The sequence below is a fragment of the Nitritalea sp. genome (genome assembly GCF_054166705.1).
Genome location: NZ_JBSZCV010000020.1, coordinates 11271 through 33497 on the forward strand (window position 1 = coordinate 11271; position 22227 = coordinate 33497).

General features: G+C 49.5%; 18 protein-coding genes and 2 tRNA genes. 8 read left to right on the top strand and 12 right to left on the bottom strand.

Going from position 1 to position 22227, the window contains the following annotated elements; all coding sequences use genetic code 11:
- Nucleotides 1-32: 32 nt before the first annotated feature.
- Nucleotides 33-3074, bottom strand: coding sequence for a sensor histidine kinase (locus tag ACXIT9_RS13555; protein ID WP_458056781.1), 3042 nt, complete (start codon nucleotides 3072-3074; stop codon nucleotides 33-35).
- A 232-nt stretch (nucleotides 3075-3306) separates the two neighbouring features.
- Here ACXIT9_RS13555 and ACXIT9_RS13560 point away from each other — a divergent pair, with 232 nt between their 5' ends.
- Nucleotides 3307-3957, top strand: a complete 651-nt coding sequence (locus tag ACXIT9_RS13560) for a CPBP family glutamic-type intramembrane protease (RefSeq protein ID WP_458056782.1) — start codon at nucleotides 3307-3309, stop codon at nucleotides 3955-3957.
- Between the two features lie 93 nt (nucleotides 3958-4050).
- On the opposite strand, the gene ACXIT9_RS13565 is transcribed toward ACXIT9_RS13560, so the two are convergent.
- The 8 genes from ACXIT9_RS13565 to ACXIT9_RS13600 form a co-directional block, all read right to left on the bottom strand.
- Complete coding sequence (locus tag ACXIT9_RS13565) at nucleotides 4051-4284, bottom strand: acyl carrier protein (protein ID WP_458056783.1); 234 nt, start codon at nucleotides 4282-4284, stop codon at nucleotides 4051-4053.
- Nucleotides 4285-4296: 12 nt separating this feature from the next.
- Nucleotides 4297-5745 (bottom strand): TolC family protein, encoded by a 1449-nt coding sequence (locus ACXIT9_RS13570; RefSeq protein WP_458056784.1) that lies wholly within the window; start codon nucleotides 5743-5745, stop codon nucleotides 4297-4299.
- Nucleotides 5726-8866 carry an efflux RND transporter permease subunit gene (locus ACXIT9_RS13575; protein ID WP_458056785.1) on the bottom strand — a complete coding sequence of 1047 codons (3141 nt, stop codon included), beginning with the start codon at nucleotides 8864-8866 and terminating at the stop codon, nucleotides 5726-5728. Before ACXIT9_RS13575 ends, ACXIT9_RS13570 begins: the two co-directional genes overlap by 20 nt.
- Nucleotides 8867-8878: 12 nt before the next feature.
- Nucleotides 8879-10036: an efflux RND transporter periplasmic adaptor subunit gene (locus ACXIT9_RS13580; RefSeq protein ID WP_458056786.1), complete on the bottom strand. Its 1158-nt coding sequence runs from the start codon at nucleotides 10034-10036 to the stop codon at nucleotides 8879-8881.
- Between the two features lie 129 nt (nucleotides 10037-10165).
- Nucleotides 10166-10558, bottom strand: coding sequence for a hypothetical protein (locus ACXIT9_RS13585; RefSeq protein WP_458056787.1), 393 nt, complete (start codon nucleotides 10556-10558; stop codon nucleotides 10166-10168).
- A gap of 170 nt (nucleotides 10559-10728) precedes the next feature.
- A complete protein-coding gene (mnmE, locus tag ACXIT9_RS13590; RefSeq protein ID WP_458056788.1) occupies nucleotides 10729-12096 on the bottom strand; it encodes a tRNA uridine-5-carboxymethylaminomethyl(34) synthesis GTPase MnmE in 1368 nt (455 codons plus the stop codon).
- Nucleotides 12096-12563, bottom strand: a complete 468-nt coding sequence (locus ACXIT9_RS13595; protein WP_458056789.1) for a thioredoxin family protein — start codon at nucleotides 12561-12563, stop codon at nucleotides 12096-12098. Before ACXIT9_RS13595 ends, mnmE begins: the two co-directional genes overlap by 1 nt.
- Before the next feature lie 148 nt (nucleotides 12564-12711).
- Complete coding sequence (locus ACXIT9_RS13600) at nucleotides 12712-13371, bottom strand: metal-dependent transcriptional regulator (protein ID WP_458056790.1); 660 nt, start codon at nucleotides 13369-13371, stop codon at nucleotides 12712-12714.
- 1406 nt (nucleotides 13372-14777) lie between these two features.
- On the opposite strand from ACXIT9_RS13600, the gene ACXIT9_RS13605 reads away from it, so the two are divergent.
- Complete coding sequence (locus ACXIT9_RS13605; protein WP_458056791.1) at nucleotides 14778-15593, top strand: 2,3,4,5-tetrahydropyridine-2,6-dicarboxylate N-succinyltransferase; 816 nt, start codon at nucleotides 14778-14780, stop codon at nucleotides 15591-15593.
- A gap of 36 nt (nucleotides 15594-15629) precedes the next feature.
- Complete coding sequence (locus ACXIT9_RS13610; protein ID WP_458056792.1) at nucleotides 15630-16226, top strand: tetratricopeptide repeat protein; 597 nt, start codon at nucleotides 15630-15632, stop codon at nucleotides 16224-16226.
- 250 nt (nucleotides 16227-16476) lie between these two features.
- On the opposite strand, the gene ACXIT9_RS13615 is transcribed toward ACXIT9_RS13610, so the two are convergent.
- Complete coding sequence (locus ACXIT9_RS13615; protein ID WP_458056793.1) at nucleotides 16477-17286, bottom strand: molecular chaperone DnaJ; 810 nt, start codon at nucleotides 17284-17286, stop codon at nucleotides 16477-16479.
- A gap of 158 nt (nucleotides 17287-17444) precedes the next feature.
- Here ACXIT9_RS13615 and ACXIT9_RS13620 point away from each other — a divergent pair, with 158 nt between their 5' ends.
- Nucleotides 17445-18686, top strand: a complete 1242-nt coding sequence (locus ACXIT9_RS13620) for an NAD(P)/FAD-dependent oxidoreductase (protein WP_458056794.1) — start codon at nucleotides 17445-17447, stop codon at nucleotides 18684-18686.
- Between the two features lie 3 nt (nucleotides 18687-18689).
- Nucleotides 18690-19043: a hypothetical protein gene (locus ACXIT9_RS13625; RefSeq protein ID WP_458056795.1), complete on the top strand. Its 354-nt coding sequence runs from the start codon at nucleotides 18690-18692 to the stop codon at nucleotides 19041-19043.
- Nucleotides 19044-19065: 22 nt separating this feature from the next.
- Here ACXIT9_RS13625 and gap read toward each other — a convergent pair whose 3' ends face one another.
- Nucleotides 19066-20073, bottom strand: a complete 1008-nt coding sequence (gene gap / locus ACXIT9_RS13630) for a type I glyceraldehyde-3-phosphate dehydrogenase (protein WP_458056796.1) — start codon at nucleotides 20071-20073, stop codon at nucleotides 19066-19068.
- A gap of 296 nt (nucleotides 20074-20369) precedes the next feature.
- On the opposite strand from gap, the gene ACXIT9_RS13635 reads away from it, so the two are divergent.
- A tRNA-Glu gene (locus ACXIT9_RS13635) sits at nucleotides 20370-20441 on the top strand.
- 23 nt (nucleotides 20442-20464) lie between these two features.
- Nucleotides 20465-20536: transfer RNA gene (locus ACXIT9_RS13640), tRNA-Glu, on the top strand.
- Nucleotides 20537-20675: 139 nt separating this feature from the next.
- On the opposite strand, the gene ACXIT9_RS13645 is transcribed toward ACXIT9_RS13640, so the two are convergent.
- Nucleotides 20676-21296, bottom strand: coding sequence for a DUF4230 domain-containing protein (locus ACXIT9_RS13645; RefSeq protein WP_458056797.1), 621 nt, complete (start codon nucleotides 21294-21296; stop codon nucleotides 20676-20678).
- Nucleotides 21297-21467: 171 nt separating this feature from the next.
- On the opposite strand from ACXIT9_RS13645, the gene ACXIT9_RS13650 reads away from it, so the two are divergent.
- The gene (locus ACXIT9_RS13650; RefSeq protein ID WP_458056798.1) at nucleotides 21468-22196 is read left to right on the top strand and encodes an SDR family oxidoreductase; all 729 of its coding nucleotides are present in this window, start codon (nucleotides 21468-21470) and stop codon (nucleotides 22194-22196) included.
- The last annotated feature ends 31 nt before the right edge of the window (nucleotides 22197-22227 follow it).

The following is a 22227-nucleotide window of genomic DNA, read 5'->3' on the forward strand; positions in this document are numbered from 1 at the left end:
GCAGTCGTAGCTTTTTCTAGCATAAGTGTAGCTTATTTTTGCGCCAGCGCAATTTGATCCAAGCGTGGAATCAATACAGATATCAAGGTACCTTTCCCTGGAATACTTTCCACCTGTAGATGATGGGGCTCAAATTCTGGAAAAAGCGATAGTCGTTGTGTCACGATGCGCATACCCATCGAAGTACTTTTGGTCTCTGCCACACGAAAACCTCTTCCATTATCCCTGATGGTAACCAGTAGGTGCCGATTGCCCTGTTCCTGAAAATAAACTTCCACCTCCGCACCCTTGGTGTAATCTCCACCAAAAGCATGCTTAAAGGTATTTTCCACAAAGGGCTGGATCAACAGAGGGGGAACTTTTATGGTAGCAGGATCTAAGCCTGGGGCATGGTGTATCTGTACACGGACTGCATCTTGATACCGCTGGTTTTCGACGGCAGCATACCGCTTAAGCAGCTCCATCATGTCCTTCAGCGAAACCTCCTCTTGGGCCGAGTGTTCTAAGGTGGTGCGCAGTAGGGTAGCGAAGTTCCCCAACATATCCGCGGCTTCCTGCTTTTTACCTCCGATTATAAAGTAAAGGAGGGTATTCAAAACATTAAAGGTGAAGTGCGGATTCATTTGATTTTTTAAGGCATCCAGACGGTGTATTAAGACCTCTCGCTCTAACTTCGTTTTGTTTTTTAATATTTCTGCGCGCTTTTGGTAGATCATAGCCGTAATCCCAACGAAAGTTAGTACCAAGCTTACTAAAAACCACCAACGCTGGTAGAAGGGGGGAGCGATGGAAAAGCGTAAAATCGATAAGGTTTCCTCTGTGCCCGATAACAGATCCACCGTTAAAAGCTCCAAATTATACTGCCCACTTTGGACATTAGATAAGTTGATCGTCTGCCGCTCTCCTAATGCCTTCCAGGCCTCTGTCCCATCTAAGCGGTAGCTGTAACGTAAATACTGAGGATGTGGATGATCGATAGCCGTGAAGGAAATACTCAGGTTGTTTTGGCCGGAGGCCAATGCATACTCCTGATCGGCTAATGTAAACCAGCTGTAGGCATTCGGAAATAGTTCCTCGTCTTCGTGTGTAAAAGAAGTGATGGATATACGTAAAGGGCTGTTTTTCTGATTTTTAAATGTATTTAAATCAAGTTCAAAATAGAAGCCATCTCCCCCCATGTAGACGTGTTGCTTGTGGCGGTAATAGGGATGAAAGCTTTCCGTTTTATCCGACGTCCCACTGATAAAGCGCTGCTGATCTTCTGCAATCAGGTGGAGACCTTTCTCGGTACCGATAAGGATAAGGTCTTCAAATGCATCCACATAGTAAATACCATTCCCTTGGAGTTGCGAAGCGGGGAAGTGATGCACAAGCCGCAAGCTGTCGGACCCCTGTTCCTTGACCCAAAATACTTCGCCAGATTCAGTCCCCAGCAGAAGCTGTCCTTCAGGCAAAGCACGTATGCGTTTTAGCCGGGAGGCTACCTCGGGTAAATCGCTCCGAAGTGGGCTTGGGCCTGTTTCCAGGCTAAACCGATAGACACCTGTAAATATGGAGGCAAAATAGGTATGCGCGCCCCGCTGGCTGAGATCGGTAATGAAAGTGGGGGTTTTCGGCGCCTCTTCCGGATAATACTGCGAATTGGAAAGTTGAAAATCCGGAAGATAGCGAATCCCTCCATAAGGATTCGCCTCCAGCAGCCCTCCCTCCGGAACCGAGGTGAAATGATAGGTATGCAGCGGCAAGTAATCCCGAAATTGACCGTTCCCATCCAGCTGAAACATTCCGATGTTTGTGGCGATCAACAGACGGTCTGCGTCACTTTCAATTCGGTAAAAGACTAGGTCTTCGGCAGGGGTTTGGTTATCCAAAGCAAACAAGGAAGGGGTACGCGCGAGCTCTTGCTGTAGGCTGGGGCCATAGGCAAGACGCTGAAAGTCCTTAAACGCTCGGGCGTCTATAAATCCATCGGACCACTGTAGTCCCTGATCTTGTAAAACGAAAAGAGTACCCCCTAACTCGGTCATCCCCTTCACACGCCTGCCCCCTTCCTGCAGCGAAAAGGTGAAGAGAAAGCTTTTTTCGGGAGCGATATATAAACCGTCTGTTAGGGAACCCATAATAAAGCGTCGGTGGCGTGGGTCGAAAAGACCTGTTTTAAAATTACGGCTGGGCCAGGCGTATCTGTCTACGCGCTCTACAGTGTCTGCATGGATGCGTATCAGGCCCCCGTTATTTTGATGGATGCCCCAGCTGGCTCCGTACAACTGACCGCTATGATCAGCAAAAAAATCCCAAACTATCGGCGCTGGCAGGTGAACCATTGGCTTGGCCCCCTCTTGAAAAAAGCGAGCAGCCTCGTAAACCAAAACACCTTCTTTCGTAGCCACATACACTTTTTCCTGATGGGCAAAAAGACTGTAGATGCGATTCCCGTTATGCACGGGTACGGCGCGATAGCCCCCCTCTGTTTTATCGATGCGAAATAGACCTCGTGCATAGGTGCTGAAATAGGCCTGTCCCTCATGCAGCAAAAAGCCGCTTACATTCGCTCCATCGCGGTGAATAACACTGCCCTGTACCTGTAGCACGCGAGGGTTTTCCTGCTGCCAGGATAAAATAGAAACGCCGTTCTGGGTACCGACCAGTAATTTATCCTCCCAAATCGCAAGCTCCGTCACAAAATCATCTACAAGCCCCTCTGCTGTGCGGAAAAACGATTGTTCCTCATCCTGAATTCGCATCAGGCCCTGTCCATAACTCCCCATCCACATGGCACCATCTGGAGCCTCCACGATAGCCCAACAGTTCGTAAAGGCTTGTTGACCCGCCTTAGGCTGGTAGTTGATGCTATTTCCGTAGGTGTAGCGCGACACCCCAAATTCCGACCCGATCCAGAGAATGCCGCGGCTGTCCAAAAAGACCTTGCGGATGATGTCACTTCCTAAACCACCCCGCGTACTGACACGTTCATAGGGAATGTTTTGACCTTCGGTCAAAGAGGAGGAAAGCAGTCCGATCACAAGGACGATGGAAAAGAGCCTCAGGCAAGTGGGAAAAAGGAGTTTGAACACGGATAAAAAATAAGTTACGCGCAAAGATAAGCATTCTTACGGCCTAGACGAAAGGGTTTGGGGAAGAATTGTTTGCGTGCCTGTTCTTGTAGGGGATATATGTTCGTTTGCTTTCTTTTTACTTTCTTTTGCTTTCGTTTTCTTTCTTTTTAAAGAAAAAATGTTCGTTTTCTTTCTTTTTCGCTTTCGTTTGCTTTCTTTTGAAGAAAATTAGTTGAACTATTCTCTTTCCATGAAGCAGCGATTTCTTGAACTTTATCACTTTTTACAGGCGCCCTACCAGGCGGATGTGATGCGTCCGCCTACCTTCCGTGCTTTCTTTTCTTTGTTACTGCTTACCTTTTTGGTGGTTATTCCCTACGCGGCGATCTTGGAGCTTTTCGACCTGGAAGACCTTACCTTCGCCATAGAGGAATTAATGAGAGAGTCGCCCTGGCTGGTGCTCCTTTTGGCTGTCGTAGCAGCCCCACTTTTGGAGGAGCCTACATTTCGTTTGTACCAAGATTTTCGCATTCGCAGCCTACTGGTTGCCTTTGGACTTTCTTTTCTTTTTATCGGGAGTGGCCTATGGGTTCTGCTGCTTTTCTGGTGCCACCTCGTTTACCTGTTCTACCGTATCAAGACTGGGAATCCACCGGGCTTAAAAGGGGTGGTCTGGATTTCTTCGGTGCTTTTTGCGCTGGTGCATATTGGAAATTTCGAAGGGATCGATTGGTCCCAACAGTTTTATCTGATTCCTATTTTGGTGGGTGCCCAGTTTCTTATGGGCCTGGTGCTGAGCTATATCCGGCTACAGAATGGGATGCTATGGGCCATGCTGTTTCATGGCACCTACAATGCCTGCCTGGTCATCCCCGCTCTTTTATTTCAAGGAATGGAATGAACCCTGCCCTTCCCCTGCGCATAGGTTTGTGGGCTAGGTGCAGGGAAAGGGGCTGAGATCAAGTGGGATAAGTTAATTTGACTCTCGTTCAACTCAAGCCGAGAGCAAATATCTCACGATTTTTATGGGCGAGTCCAGTTCGGCTACTTGCTCATCGGGCAGCTCTTTTTGGAGCTTTAGCTCCAATTCATAAATGAGGCCATTTACATAAATGTCATCCATGCGGAGATCGTGGTAGAGGTTCAGGTATTTTTTTTCCCCATTTAGGGGAATTCCGTACTGGCTGAAAACACGAATTGCTTGACGAAGTTGCGTGATAACATGCATATTAGTAGACGTTTAGGTGCCGGTAGCTCGAAATAAGCTAACGTATTGATGATTGCGGATTTTTTTTAGTTCGATGGCTTCTATTTCAGCATCTAGGGCGGATAGATTCGCCAGGATGACCTCTACATAGCTGGCATAGCCTACAGCGAAGAGTTCTCGCGAATAGTGTGTGGCCTGGCGCAGCACTTCTACCTCTTGCCCTTTGGCCTGCAAGGCCCCCTGGTAAGCAAAGAAGCTATTCCATGTCTGCAGGAGCTCGGTATGTGCCTGTAGCAGACGATCTTCATAGGCGAGCAGTGCCTGCTGTCGCTTCAGCTTACCGATTTCGAACTGTGCCTTTAGCTGTCCCTGTTGGAAAATGGGCAGGTGGAGCATGCCGATCGCTTGGGCCGCTAGACCTGCAGGAAGCTGGAAGAGCCGCGCCGGATCGAAGGACTGTAGCCCCAGAAAGCCGCGCAGCTGCAGCGTCGGATAAAATGCCGCACGCAAGACAGCAAGCTGATGCTGTTCCAACTGTAGCTCCTGCTCAGCGGCCAACACGTCGGGGCGCTGATAGAGCGCCTGGAGGCTTTCGGAGTAGCTAAGGGGAAGGTTTTCCAGGGAAAAGTCCCCCTTAAATGTCGCTGGTGTGTAGGATAATCGCGTACTGCCTAGGACTTGATTTAATGCAAGCAGCAGGTCTTGTCGGACTCTTTCTTCTTCGATTAGACGTGTTTTGACGTTGAACACGATGGCTTCAAATTGTTTGACAGCCAGCTCATTATGCTGTCCAGCGTCTTTCAGCTGGCGCACATACTTGAGGGCCTCTTCTTGCTTGCCAATCGTCTGCCGGAGTAAGCTAACTTTTTCGTTTTGGGCAGCCACGCTGTAATACAGCATCGCGACAGTGCTCGTCAGCTGATTGCGAAGAAACTGCTGCGTATAACTTTGGCGCAGGAAGTCCGCCTCAGCACGCTTGCGTAGGTTGCGATACTTTCCCCAGAGGTCTATTTCCCAAGAAAAGGTGGGCAGGACCTGGAAGTCCCGATAGACCGGGTCGGGGATTTGGAAGGCGGGGGGCAAGGCATCACTCAAGTTGGTGTCTTTATTGCCTACGCCATCCATGGTAAAGCGTCCAAAACGGGTGAGTCCTGCTCCAGCTTGTGCGCTGAGAAGGGGGCGGTTGTTGCGTTTTTGCTGTCGAAACTGCAGGCCAAGCATGTCCCTTTCCAATGCCGCCCTAGCAAGTTGTTGATTTTGGCCAAGGGCCACCTCTATGAGCCGAAGGAGCAGGGTATCGGCAAAGAAATCGCCGGGCTCAAGGGATTTTTTCTCCAAGCCCAGCACCTCAGGCCGTGGCTGCTCAAGACCTAGTCGGTCCAGATTAGGCTGAAGGGGGGAGATTTCCTGGATTTTGCAGGAGGCCAGCCCTAGCAGCAGGAGCGCCATCAGAAGGAATTGGCTAGTGCGAAGGAGCTGCATGGTGAGCGTTTTTAGTCGGTTGAAACTGTTTTAAGAAAACGTAAAGGCCGGGAATGAGCAGCAGGCCGAAGCAGGTGCCCAACAGCATGCCACCCGCAGCGGCGGACCCGATCGTTTTGTTCCCGATTTCGCCGGCGCCGCTAGCTAAAATCAAAGGAATAAGGCCGGCTACGAAGGCCAGGGAGGTCATCAGGATAGGGCGGAGACGGGCTTTGGCGCCAGCCACCGCTGCAGCCAGCGCAGACATCCCTTCTGCTGCGCGCTGTTCGGCGATTTCTACGATCAAAATCGCGTTTTTCCCCAGCAGACCGATGAGCATGATGCTGGCGATCTGGGCATAGATGTTATTTTCTAATCCCATGAGCAGCAGGGCGCTGTAAGAGCCGAAAACACCCGTGGGAAGGGATAAGATCACGGTGAGGGGGAGCAGGTAAGATTCATACTGGGCGGCCAGCACGAGGTAGACGAAAAGCAGTGAAATTCCAAAAACCAAAAGAGTCTGGTTGCCGGCTTTAATTTCTTCTCGCGTGATGCCTGCCCAATCGATACTGAATCCGCGGGGAAGGGTCTGCCGAGCTACTTGCTCCACGGCTGCGATCGCATCGCCGCTACTGAAGCCTGGACTCGCCTGTCCATTTAGCATGACAGCAGGGAATAAGTTGTAGCGCGTAAGCTGTTCGGGTCCATAGACCCTTTCCATACGGATAAAGTTATGATAGGGAACCAGTTCTCCTTCCTTACTCTTCGCATGAAAGCGCAGCAGGGATTCCGGTTCGGCTCGAAATTCAGGCGACGCCTGGAGCATGACCTTGTACATCTGCCCGTAGCGGATGAAATTACTGGTGTAAAAACTACCGATAAGCAGCTGTAGACCATCCAGGGCTTCTTCCACATGGATGCCAAGGCGCGCGGCCTGATCATGGTCCACATGCAGGAGGTACTGTGGGAAATTGGGATCAAAGGTGGTGCTCAAGTTAGCGATCTCCGGTCGGCCTTGTAGTGCCTCCATAAAGGTATCGAGTACTTCAGTAGTTTCTTCTAGGCTGGCGGCGGCCTTATTTTGAAGGCGAAGCTCGAAGCCATCGGCATTTCCAAAACCTGGCACGGGAGGAGGGGCATAGAAACGGATGTCGGCTCCTTTTAGGTGGGCGACGCGATCGGTATAGCGGGCGATGAGTTCCGGCACGGTCTGGTCCCGCTCTTTCCAAGGTTTTAAGTTGATCATTCCCATGCCGTAGGAGGCGCCGGCGGTTTCTGTCACTAGGCTGTAGCCGGCGAGCGTGGAAACGGATTCGATCTCTTCTAGGGGCAAGAGGCTCGCTTGCACTTCATCCATGATACGCGCCGTACGCTCCACAGTAGCTCCTGGGGGGGTGTTGACTTGTACATAGATCATACCCTGATCCTCCGTTGGAATAAATCCTGTAGGGAGCAGCTGCAAAATACCCCCTGTGCTCAGGCTAAAGAGGAAGAGGCTGCCGAGGATAAGCACTTTACGCGGAGCGATCTGCGCCAGAAGCCGCCCATATCCATGCGTCAGCCGGTCGAAAAGCGTGTTAAACCTATGGAAGAAACGCGCGAAGAAGCTGGGCTTGCTGTGCTGTGATTCCTCCGCGTGGGGGAGGAGCAGCAGGCTGCAAAGTGCGGGCGCCAGGGTGAGGGCCATGACCCCGGAGAGGGCAATGGCGATGGCCAGGGTAAGGGCAAACTGCCGGTAGAAGATGCCTGCCGGGCCGTCTAGGAAGCTAACAGGCACGAAAACGGCCGTCATGACTAGGGTGATGCCGATGATGGCGCCTCCGATTTCTTCCATGGCACGCTCCGTCGCCTGCCGCGGGGTGCAATTTCCCCTTTGCAGGTGGGCATGGACGGCTTCCACCACGACAATGGCATCATCCACGACGATGCCGATCGCCAGCACCAGGGCAAATAAGGTGAGCAGGTTCAGGGAGAATCCGAAAAGCTGCATGAAGAAGAAGGTGCCGATCAGCGACACAGGCACTGCCAGAGCAGGGATTAAGGTGGACCGCCAGTCTTGCAGAAAGAGGAAGACCACGATGGAAACCAGAAGAAAGGCTTCCACTAGGGTCTTGATGACCTCTTTCATGGAGGCATCCAGGAAGCGGGACACATCATAGCCGATGGAGTAGCGCATGCCAGGAGGAAAACTTTCAGCCTCGATTTTTTCCATTTCCGCTTTGATATTTTGGATCACCTCACGTGCATTCGAGCCTGGACGCTGCTTGATCATGATGGAGGCAGCGGGTTTCCCGTCTGTCATCGAGACCATATTATAGTCTAAGGAGCCAAAGGTGATTGTTGCCACATCTCCCAAGCGGAGCATGCTGCCATCGGGAAGTGCTTTTAGCCGGATTTGGGCATACTCTTCCTCCTCCACAAATTTGCCTGTGTACTTGAGTACATACTGCAGCATGTTAGGCGACTGGTCGGAGCTGATTCCCGTTTTTCCTGGGGCAGCCTCTACGTTTTGAGAGCGGATAGCGTCCACCACTTCCTTCGGGCTCAACTGGTAGGCGGCCATTCTTTCAGGGTCTAGCCAGACGCGCATGGCATAGTCACGCATGCCCATGATTTCAGCAAAGCCTACCCCATCGATACGTTTTAAGGCTGTTAGAATGTTGATATCGGCATAGTTGTAAACGAATTTTTCATCCTGGGCGGTGTCCAGGGTGTAAAGGTTGAGGTACATGAGCATGGCATTGACCTCTTTTTCTGCTTGCACGCCGGCTTTGATCACTTCCTCGGGGAGTTCATCGAGTACAGTGGTGATACGGTTTTGTACATTGACAGCTGCGATGTCCGGATCAGTGCCTACCTGGAAGACGACATTGATCAGGCAGACCCCGTCATTGGTTTGTACGGAAGACATATAGGCCATTCCGGGCACACCGTTGATGGCGCGCTCTAGGGGAGTGGCTACCGCCTTTTCGAGCACTTGCGCATTGGCACCGGTGTACTTTGCTGTAACTACGACAGAAGGGGGAATGATGTCCGGGTACTGGGTGATCGGCAGCTTGACGAGGGAAAACAGTCCGATAAGCACGAGCAGCAGGGCGATCACTGTCGCCATGACGGGGCGTTTGATAAAGAAAGTAAACATCTGGGTTTCTAATTAATCTGTGCTGGATACTTTCCTTTTCTCTTGTATGCGCATGCCATCCTTGAGGAATTGAAGGCCTGCATAGACGATTTGATCTCCCGGCTGAAATCCGCGAACGACATAGTGATTTTCTAGTCGCGCTAGCGGTTGGAAACTGCGCGCAATGACCCGATTATCAGGCTGCAGCAGGTACACATAGCTGAAGTCCTGAATGTCAAAGGTCGCCTCCTGTGGGATGAGGAAGACATCGGTGATGGCTTTTTCTGTGACGATGGTACCACTGCTGCCATGTTTGAGCAGACGATCGGGGTTGGGGAAGCGCGCACGAATCGCAATGGAGCCGGTCAAAGGGTCGAAATCGGCTTCCATGATTTCTACCGTGCCGCTGTGGGGGTAGAGGCTGCCATCTGCCAGTCGCAAGGAAATAAGCTGCTCCCCGGATGTTTTTCCTTCCATTCCTCCTCCGGACTGCATAAAATCGAGATAGGCTTTTTCATTTAGCTTATAATAGGCAAACACCTCTTCGATGTCAGTGAGGTGCGTCAAGAGATCTCCCTGGCTGACCATGGCGCCACGTTTCAGCGGGATGCGATCCACCAGGCCTGCGAAGGGCGCTCGCACCTGTGTGTAGCTGAGGGAAACCTCCGCATGGTTGACTAATGCTTCCGCTTCCTGTATGGAAGATAGGGCTGCATCGTAGCGTGCTTTTGCCAGGGTATAGGCAGAAGGAGCGATGATCTTCTGTTCCACTAGCGGTGCCAGGCGTTTCATTTCGATTTCAGCCGCTGCTGCATCAGCTTGTACCTGAGCCAGTCGTGCCCGTGCACTATTGAGCTCTTCGGACAGCTCTCGCGAACTGATGGTGAACAAAAGTTGGCCCGCCTGCACTGTAGTGCCCTCGTCTACTGCGATGGAGGCAATAAACCCATGGATACGCGAGCGGACTTCTATAAATTGTTGGGCCTGAATGCTGGCCACATGGTATTCCGGTAGCAGGACAGTATCAGTATCTAAGCGATACAGTTCTACTGGGATGGCCGTTTCTTCTACGGCGGAGCGCCCGTCAGAGCAGCCCAGTAGGAGTAAAAGGGAGAGGGCAGCCAGAAGTGTTTGCGCTGCCATAAACGATAGGGCTTGGCGCACTTGGCTGCATGCGATCGTGTGATCCATGATTTTGAACTAAGAAAAAGGTAGGAAAATAGAAAAACAGGCATTTTCGCATGCGAAAATACCACGGTAGTGAGGCCTATGATGCTTCTTCAGAGAAAGTCATAGGTTTTTTTACCAGGAAAAAAATAATTAGGGGGCCTGCGTTTGGAAACTACTTAGAAAGATTCGTTGAAAAAAAGTAGGATATAACCGATCTCCTCGAAGCGCGAATGCCTCGGAAATAGGGAGAAGGAGGGCTTGTCGGAAAGCTTTAGAGCTGGAAACCCCAACAACAAAATCCGAGAGCACACGCTCGGGGCTAAGCAGCGAAAAGCTTGTTGTTTTCCGTAAGGTGGTGGTGGGGAAGTCTACTTCATCGAAGTCCAGGGCTTCCCAGGCGGTGTTGTCGGAAGAAATGCTTTTGGAGCGTGCTTCTTCATGATCGGCACAGGAAAGCAGTGTCAGGAAGATTGCCCAAAGGACAATCACCACACTCCATTTTTCAGAAGGGCCTTTATACGATTCCTGAGCGATCTGCTTCATGCTGCAAAAATAGGGAAAGATTTACACATCGTCAAAAGCAGTGCCAAGGATTATTGCTTACAGGCATAGATGCTTGCTTTTTTGATTTGGGTAGTAGGAGAGGTGGGCGCAACCTTTTACGTGTCACAAAACGAAGCCTTCCCTCATCGTCCCTTCGGGTTACGTGCTGATTACTTCCCGATACAAAACTTACTGAAGATATTGGCCAACAAATCATCTGTGGTGATCTCTCCGGTAATCTCACCCAGGTAATGCAGCGAACGCCGAATGTCCATGGCCAAGAAGTCATTGGTTACTTCCTGATCCAGTCCGCTCAGCACATCTAAAAGCGAACTGCGGGTGTTGATTAAGGAATCGTAATGCCGTATGTTGGTGACCACCGTGTTCCCGGTCTTAAACGTGTCCACATTGACGAGCTCCAACAAGCGCTCTCGAAGTGCTTCGAGGTTTTCTTTGCGGCCCGCCGCAATGCATAGCACATCCGGATGGGCGGCCTGCAGCTGTGCCAGGAAGTCTGGGTCTGCCTTGTCCAATTTATTAGCCACCTTGACGAAGGGCACGCCTAAGTTTTCGAGCTTATTGACATCCCTGTTGATTTCCACCATATCCGTGTCACCCAGATCAAAGAGGTAGATAATCAGGGAGGCACTTTTCATTTTTTCTTGGGTGCGGCTTACGCCAATGGCCTCGATCGTGTCCGTTGTCTCCCGAAGGCCCGCGGTGTCGATGAAGCGAAAGATGACACCGCCGATGTTAAGCTCATCTTCGATGAAATCACGCGTGGTGCCAGCGATATCGGAGACAATGGCCTTTTCTTCATTGAGTAGGGCATTTAACAAGGTGCTTTTTCCTGCATTGGGCTTGCCCGCAATCACCGTCGGTACTCCATTCTTTATGACCTGACCGAGGTCAAAACTGCCTATCAGGTGCTCCACGGCGCGCAGCAGGCGTTCGATGAGGACACGTAAATCGTCTCGGCTCGCAAATTCCACATCTTCTTCTGTGAAATCGAGTTCCAGCTCGATCATAGAAGCGAAGTGAATCAATTCCTCCCGCAGGCTTTTGATTTCATGGCTGAAGCCGCCGCGCATCTGATGGAGTGCCGCACGATGGGAGGCCTCGGAATCTGCATGGATCAGGTCGGCTACGGCTTCCGCCTGCGCCAAATCGAACTGCCCATTTAGAAAGGCCCTTTGGGTGAACTCACCCGGCTTGGCCAAACGTGCACCCTGACGTAAAAAAAGCTTGATGACCTGTTGGATGATGTAAGAAGAGCCATGCGTGGAGATTTCCACCACGTTTTCTTTCGTAAACGAGCGGGGTGCGATAAATAAGGAGACGAGCACCTCATCGATGATGCGGTCCCCATCGCGCAAGGTTCCAAAGTGGATGGTATGGGAGGCTTGTTGCTCCAAGTCTTTGCCCCGAAAAACGCCATTACACATGCGGATCGCATCAGGACCCGAAAGGCGAATAACGGCAATGGCGCCTACACCCTGTGGGGTAGCCAGTGCGATAATGGTATCTTTTAACTGCATTAGTCTTCTCCTTGTATAAAGTTTTCTCTCAGGCGCTCCAAGCTTTCTAAGAAATCCTTGGGCTTGCGATATCCCGGCAGCTGAGTGATATTTTCCATGCTCGCGTCCATTAGAATAAAGTTGGGATAACTCCGTACCCGCATGGCCTTAGCGATGCTCGCCTCGGTATACGACTTGCCCCGAAATTCAAAAGAGCGGTCTGTACGTTCCGCATTTAACTTCACAGGATAAAAGTGGGCATTTATGTAGGCGATGACCTCTTGGTCGGTAAAGGTTTCTTTATCCATTTTTTTACACCAGCCGCACCAGTCGGTATAGACATCTACCAGCACCATTTTGGGGACGGCGGCGGAAGCCTGCACAGCCTCCTCAAATTGCATCCAATGAATTTGCTCTTGAGCCTGTCCCTGTGCGGAAGTGGCTAGGGGAAGCATCCAAAGAAGGGCAAGCGGAATCAAAAAGCGCATCGCAACAAGTTTTAAATAGGGCAAGCGAAAGGGATACATATATATTAAATAGGATATCAAAGATAAGGAATTTAAAGCACGCATTTGAACGGCATAACGTAGGAGCTGGGCTTGTGGTTCCTGAAAGAGAGGGTAGGGGAGTGCTTACTCATGGCATCACCAGCAAGTTAGCCGCTATCGAGGAAGACATGAAGACGGAGCGCTTTTGATCCACCAGCAGCTCGATACTGCCATCAAACTCCACCTTGTCCAGTAGCTGCACTTGTGCGCCGATATAGGCCCCGATTTTATCTAGGTACTTGAGAAAGGCTGGGCTGCTGTCTTTTACGGAAACGATCTGGGCACTTTGCCCGATGGGCAATGCCAACAGGGGAATCCGTGGCCGTGCTTGGATAGCACCGCTCACATCCGGGATGGGCTCCCCGTGGGGGTCTACCTTGGGATAGCCTAAAAATTCCTCGAGGCGACTCAGCAAAAGACCCGAGCGGGTATGCTCCAGCTCATCAGCCACCTGATCGATTTCATCCCAGGAAAATTTTAGGCGGTCTGCTAAGAAAACCATCCACAATTTATTTCTTCGAATCACGTCGATGGCCAGCTTTTTCCCTAGCTCATTTAACTCTGCACCGTAATACTTGCGATAGTCCAAGAGTTTTTTTTCTGCTAGACGCTTGATCATGTCCGAGGCAGAGGCCGGTTTCATGCTCATAGCCGCGGCCAAGTCATTGGTGCTGACGGAGGTCTTACCTCCGTCGCTCAACTTATAGATCACCTTGAGGTAGTTTTCTTCTGCTGCTGTTAATTCCATGGCTACAACTTGTATAAAGACGAAACACAAAGATATAGATAATTAGTTTAGGCTAAAATTTAATTACGTAATTTCTAAAACAGCTGTGGATAAGCCTGTGGGTAGCATTGAGGGTTGTTTAGCTTATCCTAAATATTAATTAAGTGATAACTTAAAAATAGAAATTATATGTTTTCATCTAGCTTAAAGTATTGTTTATAAGGTATTTGTATAGATTTCTACTTGTATGGGCTGTGTTGCTAAAAGGGCCGGTTTAGGGAGCGAGGGGGGAGGTTAGGAGTTTCCAAAAGGGGAAATTTCGTTTCCTACAGCTAGGTTTTATGCTGCGCGAAGTGGATAAGTCCCCTGCTCGCGCCCCTTTGCAGAAGCAACTGTGGAAAAGCCTGTGTACAAGTGGATAAGCCACCCACAAGCTATTTAGACGCGAATGCAAAAATAGTATTACCTGATTCAGTGGAGCGTTAGAGCTTAATCAGAAGCTGTGCAAAAATAGTATCATAAGCCAGCTTGTTCATCAAGAAAAAGAGATATGACAATCTAAGTGCTTTGCAAAAATAGTATCAGTAAGATGTTTCCTTTAAACGAGTGGCCGCTTGCCCTTACGGTCGTTTCCATGCCCGGGCTGCCCCTCTTTATGCGTAAAGGACGAAATGTGTTGGTCTACTTGTGTCAGGCTTGAGCTTCTACTTGCTCCTATGCCTCCTTTTAGGGCTTTATACTTAGCTTTCAGGCGGAGGAAATGTGCGAAAAGATATTCTTTAAGTCATTGATTTATAGTAATTAAATAGGAAAAGGCTTTCTAGTTCAGAGACGGCTCCCGAATAACCAAATAATTTACTGCAGTTGCAGAGCTCAGTTTTTTTTGTCGCGCGGTTGTAAATGACGACCTCTGGCGGCTTGTTGATTTCCTTGACAAAGTCATCGTTTCCCGAATTCTGTTCAGGAGCATGGCAAACTTCTTGTACTACCGAAAGGAAGGACGCTGCCTGCTAGACGTTGCGTGCCCCAAACGGCGGACAGGGAGGGGGCAAAAAAAGTAGGAGTAAAAAGGCGTAATTGGAGCGAAACTCCCTCCTTGCAGGCCATGCAGAAGAGACGGCACTTGCGCTTCATGCCGTTCCTATCCACAGTAGGGCTTGACTTATCCACAAACAAGCTCTTTCAGGGCTAATGCTAAAGTGCGCGGGGATGTGGATAAGTGCTCCGGTGGCTTTTGGGCGGTAGCCCGAGGGCTTTATCTCAGCAGGGCTCGCTTCATCAAATAATTGTGTATTATTTAGCTAAAATACTATGAAGTTTACCTAACATTTATTTGTTTCACGGCTTCAATCATACCTATTACAGTAAAAAATAAGGCTGAAAATGTTTTTTGGCCACCTAAATCAATAGTAACGCTATACCCAACGATGGAATTACAAGCAATTATCGAAAAAGCTTGGGAGGATAGAAGTCTTCTTCAAGAGAAAGATGTGGAGATCGCCATAAAATCAGTCATCAGTGACTTGGATGCGGGCAAATTGCGCTGTGCCGCTCCCCTTCCGGATGGTACATGGCAAGTGAACGACTGGGTGAAGAAGGCCGTCATCTTGTATTTTCCAATTCAGAAAATGCATACAATAGAAGTAGGCCCTTTTGAATTTCATGATAAAATGGCGCTAAAGACCAATTATGCGAAACAGGGTGTACGCGTAGTTCCACACGCTGTGGCACGCTATGGCGCTTACTTGGCCTCCGGCGTCGTGATGATGCCCTCCTATGTAAATATCGGCGCATATGTGGACAGTGGCACGATGGTTGACACTTGGGCTACAGTAGGTTCTTGTGCACAAATCGGCAAAAATGTACACCTCAGCGGCGGTGTAGGCATCGGAGGTGTTTTAGAACCCGTACAGGCAGCTCCTGTGATCGTGGAAGATGGAGCTTTCATCGGCTCTCGCGCCATCATCGTAGAAGGAGTACATATCGGAAAAGAAGCGGTCATCGGTGCGGGCGTAACGCTAACAGCGAGCTCGAAGATCATCGATGTAACCGGAACGGAGCCCAAAACGTATCAAGGGTACGTGCCTCCTCGTTCGGTGGTGATCCCAGGTTCTATTACCAAAAAATTCCCTGCCGGTGACTACCAAGTGCCTGCTGCTTTGATCATCGGTCAAAGAAAGGCCTCTACAGATCTAAAAACATCTTTAAATGATGCGCTTAGAGAAAATAATGTAGCGGTTTAACCTAGGGTCAAAACCAAATCTTTAATTTCTCATACAATGAAATACTTGAGTATCTTTTTTCTGCTTCTGCTGCTCGTCAGCAGCAGCTGCGGAGAAAGCAAAAGCTCGGATGCGGACAGTTTGTTCGCCTCCGGGAAATTTGATGAGGCCATCGCCGCCTACACAGATTACCTGAAAACGAAGCCGAAGCATGTGAAATCCCTCTACAACAGGGGTCGCGCCTATGAGGAGCTAGGTGACATCGCGAAAGCGGAATCCGATTTTAAGGCCGCCCTAGATGCGGATAATAAAAATGTGCAAGTCATGATGGCGCTGTCCAACTTGTACCACAAGCAAAAAAATTACAGCAATGCCTTGCTTTATGCGGAGTATGCTTCTGAGGTCTCTGGAGCTCCTGTCATGGTCTACTTTATGAAGGGTCGTGCCTTACATATGCTTGGAAATACAGAGCAGGCACTTAAGGAATATAGCACTGCCATTAAAATGGATAAGGATTTCGCGCAAGCCTATTACAATAGAGGCATGTTAAAAGTTGCCACAGAAAACCGGAAAGGCGCTTGTGATGATTTTAGACAGGCAGCTCGGCTCAACTTTGATGGTGCACAGAAAGCCTTAACCGAATATTGTTCCTAATAGGGCTTACAATACTGCACCTTAGGCTAAAAACCTTCCAAAAGTACTTTTTGGGAGGTTTTTTATTTTAACCCATGGTCAATGGGAATTCCTATATTCCAGTAAGGGCAAGTCTAATTCACTGCTAATGCTAAGGTGCAGCTACGCCTAAAACGGGTAGGATGCAAACGTTAGGGTTATGCGATACAAGTGCGCTGGGGCATAGCTTGTACAGTGAATAGGATGTGCGCGGTTGCCGCGCAATGCGATATTAGTAGCTGCCACTTGATTCCTGTGGCGTCTGCTGCTTATGGAGCTGCTCCACTTGCTTTTTTAAGCGCATAAAAGCGAGCGAAACATGCCGTGGATTTTGGCTGTCTTGGTGGTTGCATAGTTCCTCTGTGGGCGTCATCCCTTTTCCTGCACATACGCGGCAGGTAGAAAGTACCAATTTCTTTCCTTCGCAGGTCGGGCAGGTAACTCTCCCTGAAGCATCACAGCGGCCACACTCGTGGTATTCGACGATATTAAAGACATTTTTTCGTACGATGATGCCCGTAGCCATACAGTCGGTGCATCCCACGATACCACGCCCTTTGCACCAGCCGCAGTCTTGCTCCACTTCCTCGGCACCGTCACAGCGTTCACAAATGGCATGGCGATAGCCTTCGGAGTCACACAACTGACAGTCTTGGATAGCTTGCAGCGGGGGGAGGAGCGCTTGCTCTAAGGCCAAAGCTTCTTCGTAATGCAGCCCCTTGCGCCCACTTACTTCTTTGTATTTTGCTAAGAAACTTTCGGCATTTCGGTATTGGCCCAGCTCAAATAGCGTTTTTGCAAAAAGGTAAGGCATCTCGGGCGGGATACTCAAATTATTGTCGATAATCTCTCGAAAAAAATCATTGGCACGCTCATAACGCCCGGCTTTCATGGCTAATTCTGCCTGTTGCAGAAGCCGCTCCGAAGAAGAGCCACCTAGGCGCACCTGCGCCTGACCTGCATGCGGGACCAGGAATAGCGCGCTGGCTAGCAGTATAAGGAGTAGTGGAATTCGCAGGCAAAATCGCAAGGAAAGGGACATGGAACAACGCGGATTGGATACTAAAGATACATTCTAGATAGAAAGGAAACCCATTTTATCCATTCGAAGTTAGTAAATTTTTCTGATTTTTGATAAAAAATAGGCCATGGAGCGCCATCATGCAGCTTCTCACGCAGGAATGCTGTAACTTTGTTGCTATGCATGAGGTAATCGTCATAGGAGCAGGTGCTGCCGGATATTTCGCGGCTATTCATGCCGCGGCGGCAGGTGCAGAGGTACTGCTGTTAGAAAAAACACGTAAAACGCTAGCCAAGGTCAAGGTATCCGGGGGAGGGCGCTGTAATGTCACGCATGCGGCTTTTCAGTCAGGCCAACTGCTAAAAAATTACCCACGTGGGGAACGCTTCTTGAAAAAGGTGGTAGCCCGCTTTCAGGTCCAAGACACCATAGACTGGTTTAGCCAACGTGGCGTGGCGCTAAAAGTGGAGGCGGACGGACGTATGTTTCCGACCACAGATAGCTCCCAATCTATTATCGATTGCTTGCGGACAGAGGCCTCGCGGCAAGGGGTGGTGCTTTTGACCGAAGGTCAAGTAACAAGTCTACGTCCAGTAGCGGAGCGGTGGGAGCTTCAGTTGCCGGATAAGGTGCTACAAGCCCAATGTGTGATTATCTGTACAGGAGGAGCATCTAAACGTTCCCAACTGGATTGGCTAGCGAACCTGAATTTAGAAATCGTCAACCCTGTGCCCTCTTTGTTCACCTTTAATGGGCCGGATGAACCGCTTCGTCAGCTACCGGGTATCAGCGTACCGGAGGCGAGTGTGCGCTTAGAAAACACGAAATGGAGCTATTCTGGTCCTCTTTTACTCACGCACTGGGGGCTGAGCGGGCCAGCGGTTCTGAAGTTATCGGCCTTTGCCGCCAGGCACCTAGCAGACATGCAGTATCAGGGCGTGGCGCAGATCCGCTGGGTAGCCGAGTTCACGGAAGAGCAGCTACAGGAGCTTTGGCGCAGCCAGATCGCCCTGCACCCGAAGATGCAAGTAAAAAACAGCGCTGCCTTTCCAGTGCCCCAGCGGCTCTGGCATTTTCTATTAGAGCAGGCGGAGATCGCCTTGCAGACGCCTTGGCAGGAAGTAAGTAAAAAGCAAAAGAATAAATTGACGGCTCTATGCTTCGCTTATCCCTTTCAGCTTCGTGGCAAGACTACCTTTAAAGAAGAGTTCGTAACGGCGGGCGGTATCTCGCTCTCGGAGGTGGATCCTCTCCGCATGGAAGCACGGAGATACCCGGGACTTTTTTTTGCAGGGGAGGTGCTCGACATCGATGGCATCACGGGAGGATTTAATTTTCAAGCCGCCTGGAGTACAGGCTTTGTGGCGGGATCAGAGGCAGGTCAAGCAGTAGCTGCTGCTAAAATTCCTATAAATGACTAAACTATGCATGTAGATTTAACCCAGTTAGATGCCTTAGCAGCAGGAGATGCCGGCTTTAAAGGCCAGTTATTAGAGGCCTTGTTGAGCGCCTTAAAAGAGCTTCGGGAGCATTACACCGAAGGTGCCGAAGCGCACGATTCAGAGCAGATTCGACTTATCCGGCACAAGTTAAAGCCAACTGTTGAAATGTTCGGCGTTCGTTCCTTACAAACGCTCTTACAAGAAGGAAAAGACTTACAAGAGCAGGAGGGTTTTGGGACAGCCTTTCAGTTGCATACCGAAAAGCTCATCCAAGAAAGTTATGCTGTGACCGAGGAGGTGCTCCACTTAATTCAGCGCTTTCAGGAAGAAGAATAAGCCTATCTTTTTTGACCATTAGTCAAATCCGTTTCCCCATTGCATGGACTAGGTCCAAGAGGCGATGCGCGTATCCGGCTTCATTATCGTACCAGCCTACGACTTTTATCAGGTCACCCTTCACGGAAGTGAGTTCGGCATCGAATAGACAGGAGTGGGGATTTCCGATGATATCGATAGAAACGAGGGGTTCGGTGATATAGGAAATAATACCGGCATAGGGCCCTGTGGCAGCAGCTTGGAATAAGGCATTAACCTCTGCGGTGTCAGTAGGGCGCTTTACCTGCACGATCAGGTCGGTCAGCGAGCCATTCGGTACGGGTACGCGCATGGCAGAGGCCTCTATTTTACCTTTTAAGTGAGGGAGTACCAGCTCCATGGCCATAGCAGCATGGGTAGTGGTAGGGATAATGGAATAGGCCGCTGCACGCGCGCGTCTAAGGTCACGGTGGGGAGCATCGTGGAGGTTTTGATCATTTGTGTACGAATGCACAGTGGAAACGAAGCCCTTTTCGATCCCGAAGGCAGCATCTAACACTGCCACCATTGGAGCGAGGCAGTTGGTGGTACAACTGGCATTCGATATAATTTTAGGGTTTTCCTCTAGCACGTGCTCATTTACGCCGAGTACTACCATGGGCATGGCATCCTTCGGTGGTGCGGTTAAGATGACGCGTTTGGCGCCAGCCTTTAAGTGGCCTTCGGCCAAAGCATACTGCGTAAACTTGCCAGTAGATTCAAGTACGATATCTACCTCATGCGCACCCCAAGGGATACGCTCCGGGTCTTTTTCGGTAAAAACATGCACGGGGCGCCCCGCTAAAAGTAACTGTTCTCCCTCAACGGCTATAGCGCCATCATAGGGACCATGTATAGAATCGTATTTAAGTAGATGTGCGAGTGTATGGACATCGGTGAGGTCATTCACGGCGACAAGTTGCACCCTCGGGTCACGGGCTAGTAATTTGATGATCAAGCGTCCGATGCGGCCACAGCCGTTTACGCCGATTTTTAGTGTACGTTGGTTCATGAGCTAAAATACGCAAAAAGAGAAAGCGCAGGCGAAATTACGGAATTGTTAGCAGAAACATAGGTTTAGAACGGGAATTGTAAAAGCGCCTTTGTTTGCTAAAAGCCATTTTTCGGTGGATTGTTTGGAAAATGTCTGGCTAAAGGTGCGGATTTAAAATTTCCTGTATTTTTTTCTCCTTAATTTCAGATACTTGTGAATTCGATGTTAATTTTTTTTCGCGCCATTTTGCATTGTTAATTTAACCCTCTATATTTGCATCACCATTCAGGAAGACAGCAAGTCAAACGCAAAATGGTCCGTTCGTCTAGGGGTTAGGACGCATCCCTTTCACGGATGAAACACGGGTTCGATTCCCGTACGGACTACTTTCTGATCTTCCTGAATCCCCGGTCCGTTCGTCTAGGGGTTAGGACGCATCCCTTTCACGGATGAAACACGGGTTCGATTCCCGTACGGACTACAACAAATTGATGTTTTTCATCTTTCGGATTGCACTTGCATGATGAATTTGTTTTATGGTTGTTAGTGGTTAAAGTGAGTGAAAACCTAGTCTTTCTTAGACTAGGTTTTTTTTATGTCCGGCATCTACCAGCGAAAGGCTAGCGCAAAAACCTCTTCAGGGCAGCCTCGTCCTCGATGGTCGTTTCTTGGTACTGGAGCTCCCAGCCGTACAGGTCTGTTAGGAAAAACAGTTTACTTAGCTCCTCCACCAATCTTTTTTTGCCATCCTGCTGGATGCCGCTAGCGAGCACTTGCTGCTTGATGCGAAAAGTAGCCTGCGCGCGTACCTTATTATAGTCTTTCGCCTCAAAGCGGTTAAAGTAATCTTGGCTGATATCGTAATACTCGATATCTGGATAGATATTCAACTCCTCATCCGGAATATATAAAATACGTAAGATGTGGTTTTCTTCGTCAACTTCATAGCGCATTTGGCTGAGGTCATAGGCGACAGTAACTTTGGCATGTACGACGACGAGGGCTTTCTTATTACTTTTGATCAAATCAAAATACAGCCTTTTCGAATTTTCGTAACTGGTCACCAGCGAAAAATTTCCCTCGGTCACGATCAACTTCCCGACCTGCTCTACCTGCTCTTTGATGACATCTCCATGGCGGATTTCAATTTGCTCCTGGACTCCAGCAGATTTAAAAAACGCCATATAGATAGCCAAGCCCAAAATGAGTGTGGTGATGATTCCCAGTAGAAAACGCGTCATGCTTATGTCTTTCTTTTCTTAAATGCTGCACAAAAACCCAACCAAAACCCATCTCACGATAGGTATATCGGTGGCGGAAAGGCCACCCTTCGGGCGGAAAAAGTAAATTACGAACTTCTAGCCAAGTTTTAGAGTTATGGCCCTATAAAAACGAAACCAACACGAATTTTTATGGTCAATTTAAAGCAAAAAACAGCCCTCATTACGGGGGGAAGTAAAGGGATCGGCTTGGGCGTAGCCCGCTCACTCATGGAGCAGGGCATGCGCGTAGCCATTACCAGCCGCTCTCTGGAAGCAGCACAAATGGCCGCTGATAGCCTTTCCAATGTCGGCAGTGGTGAAATTCTAGCCCTACAAGCAGACGTGCGTAACTTTCAAGAACAAGAGCATGCAGTAGCAGCGGTTTTAGAAAAATGGGGGCAACTTGACCTGTTCGTAGCCAATGCTGGCCTGGGACACTTCGCCTCGATCGAGGACTTGTCGCATGAGCAGTGGCACGAGGTGATCGATACGAACCTAACCGGTGTCTTTTATTCTATTAAAGCCGCACTCGAAGGTCTTAAGGCTGCTCAAGGGTTTTTTATCAGCATTTCTTCCTTAGCGGGGACTAACTTTTTTGCTGGAGGCGCTGCCTACAATGCGAGCAAATTCGGACTCACAGGCTTTTCCCAGGCGATTATGCTTGATTTAAGACAGCATGGCATCCGCGTAAGCACGATTATGCCCGGCTCGGTAGCCACGTATTTTAATGATCATGTACCAAGTGAAGCAGATCACTGGAAAATACAAATTGAAGATATCGGAAAATTGGTCGTGGACCTGATGCAGATGCATCCACGTACTTTGCCTTCTAAAATCGAAGTGCGTCCTAGTATGCCTGGCGGTAAAAGTCAGATTTAAGCAGTACGACCTGCTTGGTAGGCCCCTAAGG